Origin of the sequence: Alcanivorax sp. (assembly GCF_051117345.1) — a bacterium.
Lineage (GTDB): Bacteria > Pseudomonadota > Gammaproteobacteria > Pseudomonadales > Alcanivoracaceae > Alcanivorax.
This window is the reverse complement of record NZ_JBNPEC010000042.1, coordinates 18,318-29,075: the sequence shown is the minus strand read 5'-3', so window position 1 is coordinate 29,075 and position 10,758 is coordinate 18,318. Positions and strand designations below refer to the sequence as shown.

Sequence of the window (10,758 nt, the reverse complement as noted above, 5' to 3'; positions counted from 1 at the left end):
GATGCCACCATCGGCAATCAGCGGTACGCCGGTGCCTTTCAAGGCTGCCGCCACATCGGAGATGGCCGTAATCTGCGGCACACCTATACCGGCCACGATGCGGGTGGTACAGATGGAGCCCGGACCGATACCGACTTTTACCGCATCGGCGCCGGCGGCAACCAGATCTTTGGCGGCGGCGGCGGTGGCAATGTTGCCGCCGATCACCTGCACCTCGGGGAAGTGTTTCTTCACCCAGGCCACCCGGTCGATAACGCCCTGGGAATGACCGTGGGCGGTATCCACCACGATCACGTCAACACCGGCTTCCACCAGTGCGGCCACGCGTTCGTCGGTACCGGCACCGGTGCCGACGGCGGCGCCCACTCGCAGACGACCCTGAGAGTCCTTGCAGGCGTTGGGATATTTGGCGGCTTTCTCGATGTCTTTCACGGTGATCATGCCGCGCAGTTCGCCTTTGGCATTGACTACCACGACTTTTTCGATGCGATGCTTGTGCAGCAGGGCCTGAACTTCATCCGCGCCAGCGCCTTCCTGCACGGTCACCAGCCGGTCCTTGCCGGTCATGATGTCCTGCACGCACTGGTCGTAGTTGGTGATGAAGCGGGTATCACGGCTGGTGACAATGCCCACAACCTCATCGCCTTTCACCACCGGCACACCGGAAATGTTATTGGCTTCGGTAATGCGCAGCAGCTCGGCAACGGTGGTTTCCGGGCTCACGGTGATGGGATCTTTCACCACACCGGATTCGTATTTCTTTACCATGCGCACGTTACGCGCCTGGTCGGCTGTATCCATGCTTTTGTGAAGGATACCGATGCCCCCTTCCTGCGCCATGGTAATGGCCAGGCGGTGCTCGGTAACCGTATCCATGGCTGCGGACGCCAACGGAATATTCAGAGCGATGTCCCGAGTCAGTTTCGATTTCAGGGACACGTCCTTGGGCAGCACATTGGAATGGGCGGGAACAAGCAAAACGTCGTCAAACGTTAGTGCCTCTTGCGCAATTCTGAGCATATTGCACCGTAGGGAGTGAGGGGGGCCCCTGGCAGGTCCGCCGGGTGGAGCGGCGGCACCTCAAGACAGGCACCCCGTTAAATTAGGCGGGCGATTATACGTCAAGGGCGGTAGGTCACACAATCACCGCTGGCCCACGGCAAAAAAACTCGCTACCCTCCCGCGATGACCTTTTCATCCCGCGCTGAACCGCTGTCCATCAGTCAACTGAACCTGGAAGCCCAGGGCCTGCTGGAAGGTTCCTTCCCGCTGATCTGGCTGCAGGGCGAACTGTCCAACTTTTCCCGCCCGGCTTCCGGTCACTGGTACTTCAGCCTGAAAGACTCGCGTGCCCAGATTAATGGGGCCATGTTTCGAAATCGCAACAGGCTGCTCGACTTTAATCCCCAGAATGGGCAACAGGTGCTGATCCGCGCCAAAGTCACCCTCTATGTGCCCCGCGGCAACTTCCAGATTGTCGTGGAACACATGGAGCCGGCGGGTCAGGGGGCGCTCAAGGCCCAGTTCGATGCCCTCAAAGCCCAGCTGCAGGCGGAAGGCCTGTTCGCCCAGGAGCGCAAGCGCGCCCTGCCCGCCTGGCCCACCCAGATCGGTGTGATCACCTCCCCCAGTGGCGCCGCCATCCGCGATATTCTGCAGGTCCTCAAGCGCCGCTGCCCGTCCATTCCCGTGGTGATCTACCCGGCGGCGGTACAGGGTGCCGATGCACCGGCACAACTTCGTCAGGCACTGGATGTGGCGATTGCCCGGGACGAATGCGACGTACTGATCATCGGCCGGGGCGGCGGCTCCCTGGAGGATCTCTGGGCGTTCAACGATGAAGCCCTGACCCGTGCCGTGGCCGCCTGTCCGATTCCCATTGTCTCGGCCGTGGGCCACGAAGTGGATACCGGCCTCACCGATTTTGCCGCCGACCTGCGTGCGCCGACCCCGTCCGCTGCCGCCGAACTGGTGAGCCCGGATCTGTCGGTGGTCACGCAACGGCTGGGCGGCCTGCATCGTCGCCTGCGCTGGGTGATGGCCCAACAGTTGCGGGCGCCACAGGAACGGCTGCGCCATCTCAGCCAGCGCTTGCGCTCGCCGCGTCAGTCCCTGGAGCAAAGCAGCCAACGGCTGGATGAATTGCAGGGCCGTTTGCAGCGCCATATGCAGCAGCGCCTGGCGCTGGTGCAAAGCCGCCTGCGCCCCAACCAGCAACGGCTGGCCCGACTATCGCCGGAACGTCTGTTGGCGGACCGCCAGCAACAACTACAGACGCTGGAAAAACGTCTGCCGCAGCCCTTGCTGCGTCTGATCCAGCAGCAACAGGTGCAACTGGGCAATCTGGGCAAACGGCTGCACACCGCCAGCCCCCTGGAGACCCTGGGCCGTGGCTACAGCATTACCTTCAAGGGAGAAGAAGCGGTGCGTTCCGTCAGTCAGTTGCAGGCCGGCGATACCCTGACCACCCGCCTGGCAGACGGCGAAGTCAGCGCCCGTGTTGAGCGTGTTCAGGGGTCAGATAAGGGCTCAGCACCCGAGTAAGCTGCTGACGCCGAAAGGGCTTGGCCAGGTGGGCGTTCATGCCCGCCACCATGCAGCGGTCGCGCTCTTCGTCCATGGCATTGGCGGTGAGCGCCACCACCGGGATCGGCGCCCGCCCCCGCTCTCTCTCCCATTGCCGTAACTCACGAGTGGCTTCCAGGCCATCCATCACCGGCATCTGCACATCCATGAGGATGCAGTCGAAATCCCGCTGGCGCACCTTTTCCAGAGCTTCGCGCCCGTTGGTGGCGGTCACCACGGTAACCCCCATGTGCTCCAGCAGCCGCCGCGCCACCAGCAGATTCACATCGTTGTCTTCCACCAGCAATACCAGCCCGAAAAGCAGGCCGCCGACACGATCTTCTTCGTCAGCGGGCACCGCCAGCGGCGCCGGCGCCTGGGTGCGATAGAGCAAGCGCAGGGACAGGGTAAAGGTACTACCGCCGCCTTCGTCACTGCTCATTGTGAGGGTGCCACCGAGCATTTCACTGAGACGGCGGGCGATGGCCAGCCCCAGGCCGGTGCCGCCAAAACGACGGGAAGTCGAGGAGTCGATCTGCGAAAAGGCTTTGAACAAATCGCTCTGGCGATGCCGGGGAATACCGATGCCGGTGTCGCGCACCGCCAGAGTCAGGTCCAGCCAGTCATCACGGACCTGGGCGGTGGTGATCGCCAGGACTACGCCCCCTTCCTGGGTAAATTTCACCGCATTGGAGATCAGGTTGTTGAGCACCTGGCGCAACCGGGTGGGGTCGCTGCGCACCATTTTGCCCGCCAGATCCCCGACGTTCTCCAGGCGCAGATACAGCCCTTTGCTCTCCGCCATGTAGCGGAAGGTGGCCACACAATTTTCCAGCAGCGGCAGCAATTCGAAAAACACCGGGTCCAGATCCATGCGCCCGGCTTCGATGCGGGAAAAATCGAGAATATCGTTGATCACGTCCAGCAGGTGCCCGGTGGATTCCAGCGCCGCCAGAGTGTACTCGTGCTGCTCTTCGCTCTGCGGGGTTTCTTCCAGCAGTTGCAGCATGCCCAGCACCCCGTTCATGGGGGTGCGCAACTCATGACTCATCATGGCCAGAAAATCACTCTTGGCCTGGCTGGCGGACTGCGCCTGCCGGTGCGCATGGCGCAATTTGTCGATGGCGCTTTGCTGCTCGCGATGCGCCCCTTCCAGGCTACTGGCAAGCTCGTTGATATCGTCCTGCAGTTCCGCCAGCTCGCCGCGCAGATAACTGCTGCCACGCACCCGATAATCGCCATTGCGCAGGGTGCGCAACAGGCCGGACAGGTAGCCCAGCGGCGAGGCAATCTGGCGGGCCAGGTAATGGGCGATCCACAGGCCGATGATAGTGGCGAACAGGGCCGGCAACAGACTGGCCAGCAGGATCTCCTTCTGCCGCGCCAGCAGCCGGGAGCGGGACATGCCCAATACCACCTCACCGATCCGCTCCGGCTGGCTGTCTGTGGTAGCGCTCTTCAAAGGGTCGCTGTCGGACACCGGCTGGCGATAGATGCCGGAATGGAATTCCAGCACGTCGCTGTGATCCTGCCGCTGGCCACGCCCCTCGTAGAGCAACACCTTGCCCTCTCCGTCGTGGAAGACCACGTATTGCAGGTCTGCCTGCTGCATGGCCAGGCGTGCCTGGCGGCGCAGATCATCGTAGTTGCCCGCCAGCACCCCATACTCCGACGAGGAGGCAATCTGCTGAGCCAGGTAGCTACCCAGTTCACGCAAATCCCGATCGGCATCCTCGAAGCGCTGCCAGGTAAGCGCCACCAACAGCAGCAGCAGCATGATCAGGGCCGGCACCAGCCCGAGAAGCTGCAGCTGCTTGCGAATGCCCGCCCCTTTTTTCATCGCTTCTTTCATGGCGCAACCTCCAGAGCTTCGCGGAGGGATTCGATGTCGTGAAACACCATGTCGAAGCTGTTGGCCACGTGTTCGTTAACAGCAACCGTCGGGGTATGCACAAAGCCGGAGCGTCGCAAACGCTTGCTGCTGTGGAAGAATTGCAGATGCACCAGCGTCTCGGCTACCAGGTCCGCACCGCTGGCATACAGGCTGGCCACACTCCCCGCCTGCACATAGGCCCGATCCGGCCCGAACACTGGGCGACGCAACCGGTAGCTGGTCAGCAACACCAGCTTGGCCGCCCCCGGACCAAACAACTGGCCATCCACCGGTAACACCAGGGCGTCGAACCTGGCCAGACTTTCGCGCAGGCGATCCCCCAGCTCATCCACCGACGAGACCGGCAGTGCAGTCAGCCCCAGGCGGCCCTGATAATCCTGCACCTTGCCCAGTGTCCAGGCACTTTGCGGGCCGATGATCACCCCCACGCGGCGCGCCAGGGGCATCATGATCTCCAGCATGGCCAGCTGATCGTGCAAGGCTACGCCGGCCCAGATTCCCTCACACTGGCACCGTTTGCGCTGGGCCAGGGTTACCGCTGACCGGCTCACGTAGACACCCAGTAATGGCTTGTCCAGTTTCTGCGCGCGACGGAACGCCTGATCGCCGATGGCGATCAGTAGCTCTGCCTGTTTGGGATCGGCCACCCGGGTAATCGGTGGTATGACGGCGGCGTCCAGCGCCTGAATAAAACTGTCGCGGAAGGGGCCATCCTCGGCAAGCACATGCACCGGCAGAGGGGTCTGGGCACACAGGGACGGCGCCAGCCAAGCCAGCCACAACAGTAGGATAAGGCGTCCCTGCCGTTTCATCCTCTAGATCCTCACCGCCAGACCCAACCAGAAACGGTCTTCCTGATAGCGGTTTTCCTCGAAGACCACTGGTTCCTTGTTCAGAGCATGCTGTACCACGCCCTTCCATTCCAGCTCCGTGTCGGCCACCCGGTGACGGAAACGCACCTGCAGATCCAGGCGCTCAAACACATTGTCGTTGTAGTCGTTAGCCAGGTAATAGGCGCTGGACAGACCCCAATGCTGGCTCAACTGCCAGGCCCACAGGGCGCTGGCGCTGTCACGGGCCGCCAGGCGCCCTTCGGTTTTCTTGTTGACGCGGGTATGAATGTGGGCGCCGGTGAGGCGCAGCAAATGGTCCACACCGGGCCGCCAGCTCAGTTGGGCTTCCGTGCCCTGGTGATCTACCCGGCCTTCGTTGTTGGGCTCAAACTCGAAGGGGTTGAGGGCATGGCTGAGCAGGTCGGTGAGCTCTTCCTGGAAATAGCGCACATCCAGCTCCAGGCCGGGGAACTGGCCGTAATAGCCCAGTTCCCAGGAGCGGATGCGCTCAGGCTTGAGGGTGCCGGGGCTGGTCTGGGTAATAAAGAAACTGGCCGGCGCCCAGCCCAGCAGGGCTTCTGTATTGTCGTTAAAGGGGGGGGACAGTTCCCGGGCGCGTATATTGGTGTGCGCCTGGTCTTCGTAGATATCCGGGGTGCGCAGGGCCTTGGAAAACACATAGCGCAAGCTATGCCCCGGCGCCGCTCGCCAGTTGAGCCCCAGACGGGGGCTGAAATGCTGGCCGGAGATGCTGTCACGCTCCCAGTAGCCACCCAGATTGAGGGTCACCGGGCGCAGCAGATCCACGGCCAGATTGCCAAAGGCGCGGTAACTGACATTGTCGTAGGTGCCGGACAGATAGCTATCGGAGCTGACCCGGTCGTGGCGCAGGTTCAGACCGCTGACCAGCCGTACCCGGTCACCCATTTGCAGGGTGTCCTGGATTTCCAGGTCGTAACGTTCTTCCTCGATATCCAGCGCACTGGCGGCGCAGAAAGGCGCATTGGCGGACTGCAGGATGGCGTAACGTTTGGCAAAATCAGGATCACTTTGTGCCGCCGCGAAGGTGGCGCCCACATCCCGGCCATTTTCCAGATACAGCTCACGCAGCTCCTGGGAAAACAGCACCCCACCGCCCGCCCCGGGCTGTCCGGTCAGAGGGTCCAGATAGCATACCGAGAAATCCGTTACATCGCGGGTGTACTGGCCATAGCCGGTAATCTGCAACTGGTGGTGCTGATCGAAGGCGTGCTGCCATTGCAGGGAGACAAAGGCGCGCTGGCCTTTTTGTACCGGGTCCTGCTGGTAGATGCCGATATCCTGCACCCCGCCTTCCTGTTGCCGCTCCAGGCGGTTCTGGCTGCCGCCGGCCTGCATGATCAGGGTATTGCGCGCATCCAGCTCACGGACCCATTCGCCATTGAGGGTTTCAATCCGTTTGGCATCGTTGAGTCGGCGACCTTCAAAGGGTTCGTCGTAGCCGTCGTCAGCGCGTCGTGACAGGGATGCCCGCCAGGCACCAGCGTCCGTGCGCCCTGCGGCCGAGGCATAGCCATCGCGAATGGCGTTATTGCCGCCCTGCACCGCCAGGGTGTGCTTGCTGATATCACGGGGATCCCGGGTGATGATGTTGATGACAGCCGTAAACGCATTGGCACCGTAGGCAGCCGCAGCCGGGCCCCGGGTGACTTCGATGCGCTCCACGTCGCGGATATCCACCGGCATGTCGTTCCAGTTCACCCTTGCCAGACCGGGCTGATACTGGCTGCGACCGTCCAGCAGCACCAGCATGCGGCGAGAATCCCGGGCCTGGGTGCCGTGGTAGGCCACCGTGGGCACATTGCCGTCCACTTTGACCGCGGACATGCCTGGCACCAGCCGCAGCACCTCGTAGAGTTCCCGGGCGCCACTGGCTTCGATCAGGTTACGGTCGATAACGGTGACACTGGCGGGCGCTTCGGACTGTGGCTGGCTGACCCGGGCGGGAGTCAGCACCATGGCCGGCTCATCGGCCAGCGGCATCATCGGCTCCATAGCCTGCACGCCCTGCGCACAGGCCAGCCCCAGCAGGCCTTGCCCCCAGTGTTTGCCCCACGATCCCCGACGTTTGATGTGGCCCCCTCCCCCGTGCAGCGGGGTTACTTCTTGAAGCGTTTGATCATTCGCTTGCGCTTGTGCACCTGGCGATCCGTGAGTACGTTCTTGCGCCCTTCAAAGGGGTTGGAACCGGATTTGAATTCCAGCCGGATGGGCGTGCCGTCCAGTTTCAACACTTCCCGGAAACGGTTTTCCAGAAAGCGTTTGTAGCTGATCGGCAACGATTCGGTACGGTTGCCATGCAAGATGATGGTAGGCGGATTGTTGCCGCCCAGGTGCGCGTAACGGAGCTTGGCGCGGAAACGGCCATTACGCGGCGGCGGGTGGCCGGCGGTAATGCTCTCCATAATCCTCGTCATCTCGTTGGTACCCACCTTGATAAAGGCGGAATCCCAGGCTTTTTCGATCATGCCCCACAGATCGCCCACCCCGGTGCCATGCAGCGCGGAGATGAACTTGATCTTCACCCAGGGAGCGAATTCCAGGCGACGCCCCAATTCCACGCGCACCCGTTCCTTGTGGTCCGCATCCAGACCATCCCACTTGTTCACTGCGATCATCAGGGCGCGGCCGCTGTCGAGCACATAGCCCAGCAGGTGCAGATCCTGATCGGTGATGCCTTCACGGGCATCGATCACCAGCACCACCACCTGGGCCGCGTCCACCGCCTGCAGCGCCTTGATCACGGAGAATTTTTCCACCATTTCCGCGACCTTGCCACGGCGGCGTACCCCGGCGGTATCAATCAGGGTATAAGCCTTCTCCATACGCTCGAAGGGGATCTCGATGGAATCCCGGGTGGTGCCGGCGTGATCGAAGACCACCACACGCTCTTCCCCCAGCATGCGGTTGATGAGGGTGGATTTGCCCACGTTGGGGCGCCCCAGCACGGCCACGCGAATGCTGCCGTCACTGGTATCCACTGGCTCACCCTGTTCATCGTAATAGGGTTCCAGATCCGGAAATGCCGCCAGTATGATTTCGATCATGCTGCGCACGCCACGACCATGGGCAGCCGCGATAGGCAGCACGTCGCTGAGGCCCAGGGCATAGAAATCCGCCATGGCCGTGTCCGGGTCGATACCGTCGGTCTTGTTCACCACCAGGTAGGTGGGCTTGGGCAGCTTGCGCAGCTCCATGGCGATCTGCTCGTCGGCAGCGGTCAGGCCGGCGCGACCATCCACCATGAACAACACCAGGTCAGCCTCACCCACCGCCATCAGTGACTGCTCTGTCATCGGCGCGTCGATGCCATCGTCGTTTTCCCCGATGCCGCCGGTATCCACGACGGTGTACAGGTAGTCCCCCAGCCTGCCGTCACCGTACTTGCGGTCACGGGTCAGCCCCGGGTAGTCCGCCACCAGGGCGTCACGGGTACGGGTGAGTCGGTTAAACAGGGTGGATTTGCCCACATTGGGCCGCCCCACCAGGGCGATGACCGGTTTCATAGTTGTCTCTGCAAGGATGTCTGGGCGCTATGGTAACGCAATTCGGTGATAGAGGCGGAGAGAAGAAAATCAGGAAAACAGGGGCAGGCGCAGAGAGAGCGGCCACTTGGCCGCTCCCTCCATAAAGATCAACGTTCTTTCAGTTGGTAAGCGGCCAGTTTGCCATCGTAGCTGAGCACATAGAGAACACCGTCGTAGCTCACGGCGGTGCCGGCAAAGCCGTCCCGGTCGTGACGTTTGCGGGCGACGATGCTGCCATCATCCACATCCAGCCAGTGTAGATAGCCTTCGAAGTCGCCCATCACCACGTGATTGCCCTGTACCGCAGTACCGGTAAGGCGGCGACCATAGAGCTTGTCCTGCTTCCACAGAACCGTACCACTGCGCATGTCCAGGGCGCGCACCACGCCTTTGTCGTCAGCCACGAACAGGCTGCCATTGCTGGCACTGATGATCTGGGCGCTGGACAGTTCCTTTTCCCAGTAGGGGCGACCGTTTTCCTGGTCCACCACCGCCGCCTTGCCCTGGAAGGTCACCGCGAACACACCACCGCCTTCCACGATCAGGTTGTTGTCCACATCCACCAGGCGATCCAGTTCGGAGCGACCGGTGGGTTCGGCGATACGTTGCTCCCACAGCGGGATACCGTTCTCCAGATCCAGCGCCGCCAGCTTGGCGTTGGCAAAACCGGCATAGGCCTTGCCGTTTGCCAGAGTAGGCTGGGCCAGCCCACGCAGGGTCAGGGTGGGCACCGGGGTCTCGTAGTCCCACAGCTGTTCGCCGCTTTCCACATCCAGGGCAGTCACATGGCCGTCCTGGGTCTGGAATACGGCGACATTGCCGTCACTGGCGGGAATCGCCAGGGCTTCGCCGGAAAGCTTGGTGCGCCAGAGGGTGTCGCCGGTTTCCATGGACAGGGCCACGGCCATACCCTCGCGGGTACCGTAGAGCACCATGCCGTAGCCGGCATAGAAACCACCGGCAATACGGTCATCGGTTTTCACCCGCCACTGGCGTTTGCCCTTGTCGCGGCTGACCGCATAGACATCGCCGAACACATCGCCGGCAAAGACCTGCTGCTCGGTCACCGCCGGGCGCAGGGACAATTGGCTATCCTCCACCCCGTTGCCCACGCCCTCTTTCCAGAGCCGCTTGACCTTGTAGCTGGCCTCGAATTTCGGCAGGTCGTTGGGCTCAATGGCATTGGGGTTGGAGCTACAGCCGGCCAGCACGAGGCCGGCCAGCACGATGGGGAGAAGGAAATATTTCATTTAGGAAACGCTTTTCAGGTCGTCCAGTTTCATCTGCACACGGTCTTTTTCACCACCGTCCTGCAGGACATCCAGGGCCTGGGTGTAAAGATCACGGGCCTGTTCTGCCTCGCCCTGGGCCTTGGCCACATCACCTCTCAGCTCCAGCGCCATGCCGTTAAAGGCCGTTGGGAAGCTTTTGCCGAGCAGGGCATCGGCCTTGTCCCAGGCCTGCTGCTGCAGGAACACCCGGGCCAGACGCAAGCTGGCGGTGTAGCTCAGCTCATCGGTGGCACCATCATCGGCCACCGGCTGCAGGAAGCTCACCGCCTTGTCGTAGTCCGCGTCCTGCACAGCCAGGTTGGCCTTGGCCAGGCGAGCGTAATCCGCATAGGCGCTGCTGGAAAAGTCTTCCATCAGCAGGTCGGCCTTGTCGTTGATGACCGCCGCATCCATGGGGTTAGCGGACAGGGCTTCCACCATGACCTGGTAGTGAGCTGAGGCCTCGGAAGCCTGCTCACCCTGATGCCCCTGCCATTGACGCCAGCCAATCAGCGCAGCCACCGCCAGCACCACAGTAATCACTGCAGCGGTACCGTTTTCCTGCCACCAGGCCTTGATGCGTTCGACCTGTTCTTCTTCGTCGCGGATGTAATCGACCACCCTGCTCT

The 10,758-nt window shown here is 62.1% G+C and carries 8 protein-coding genes; 1 reads left to right on the top strand and 7 read right to left on the bottom strand.

Going from position 1 to position 10,758, the window contains the following annotated elements; all coding sequences use genetic code 11:
• The coding region (gene guaB / locus ACFE0K_RS03100; RefSeq protein WP_434534672.1) for an IMP dehydrogenase at positions 1-1,020 on the bottom strand (1,020 nt) is incomplete at its 3' end.
• A 165-nt stretch (positions 1,021-1,185) separates the two neighbouring features.
• Here guaB and xseA point away from each other — a divergent pair.
• Complete coding sequence (gene xseA, locus ACFE0K_RS03095) at positions 1,186-2,544, top strand: exodeoxyribonuclease VII large subunit (RefSeq protein WP_434534671.1); 1,359 nt, start codon at positions 1,186-1,188, stop codon at positions 2,542-2,544.
• On the opposite strand, the gene ACFE0K_RS03090 is transcribed toward xseA, so the two are convergent.
• The 6 genes from ACFE0K_RS03090 to ACFE0K_RS03065 form a co-directional block, all read right to left on the bottom strand.
• Positions 2,489-4,417 carry an ATP-binding protein gene (locus tag ACFE0K_RS03090; RefSeq protein WP_434534670.1) on the bottom strand — a complete coding sequence of 643 codons (1,929 nt, stop codon included), beginning with the start codon at positions 4,415-4,417 and terminating at the stop codon, positions 2,489-2,491. The genes xseA and ACFE0K_RS03090 overlap by 56 nt on opposite strands.
• On the bottom strand, positions 4,414-5,271 hold the full coding sequence (locus tag ACFE0K_RS03085; RefSeq protein WP_434534669.1) for a hypothetical protein: 858 nt from the start codon (positions 5,269-5,271) through the stop codon (positions 4,414-4,416). Before ACFE0K_RS03085 ends, ACFE0K_RS03090 begins: the two co-directional genes overlap by 4 nt.
• 3 nt (positions 5,272-5,274) lie before the next feature.
• Positions 5,275-7,326 (bottom strand): TonB-dependent receptor plug domain-containing protein, encoded by a 2,052-nt coding sequence (locus ACFE0K_RS03080; RefSeq protein WP_434534668.1) that lies wholly within the window; start codon positions 7,324-7,326, stop codon positions 5,275-5,277.
• A 104-nt stretch (positions 7,327-7,430) separates the two neighbouring features.
• Positions 7,431-8,837: a ribosome biogenesis GTPase Der gene (der, locus tag ACFE0K_RS03075; protein ID WP_434534667.1), complete on the bottom strand. Its 1,407-nt coding sequence runs from the start codon at positions 8,835-8,837 to the stop codon at positions 7,431-7,433.
• Between the two features lie 128 nt (positions 8,838-8,965).
• Positions 8,966-10,108 (bottom strand): outer membrane protein assembly factor BamB, encoded by a 1,143-nt coding sequence (bamB, locus tag ACFE0K_RS03070; RefSeq protein ID WP_434534666.1) that lies wholly within the window; start codon positions 10,106-10,108, stop codon positions 8,966-8,968.
• Entirely contained in the window at positions 10,109-10,750 is a 642-nt protein-coding gene (locus tag ACFE0K_RS03065) for a YfgM family protein (protein WP_434534665.1), read from the bottom strand. It lies immediately after the preceding gene.
• Positions 10,751-10,758 lie beyond the last annotated feature (8 nt).

Excerpts from the sequence above, each read along its gene's own strand:
- xseA (WP_434534671.1), top strand. The coding sequence starts at position 1,186 with ATGACCTTTTCATCCCGCGCTGAACCGCTGTCCATCAGTCAACTGAAC.
- ACFE0K_RS03090 (WP_434534670.1), bottom strand. The coding sequence starts at position 4,417 with ATGAAAGAAGCGATGAAAAAAGGGGCGGGCATTCGCAAGCAGCTGCAG.
- ACFE0K_RS03085 (WP_434534669.1), bottom strand. The coding sequence starts at position 5,271 with ATGAAACGGCAGGGACGCCTTATCCTACTGTTGTGGCTGGCTTGGCTG.
- ACFE0K_RS03080 (WP_434534668.1), bottom strand. The coding sequence starts at position 7,326 with ATGGAGCCGATGATGCCGCTGGCCGATGAGCCGGCCATGGTGCTGACT.
- der (WP_434534667.1), bottom strand. The coding sequence starts at position 8,837 with ATGAAACCGGTCATCGCCCTGGTGGGGCGGCCCAATGTGGGCAAATCC.
- bamB (WP_434534666.1), bottom strand. The coding sequence starts at position 10,108 with ATGAAATATTTCCTTCTCCCCATCGTGCTGGCCGGCCTCGTGCTGGCC.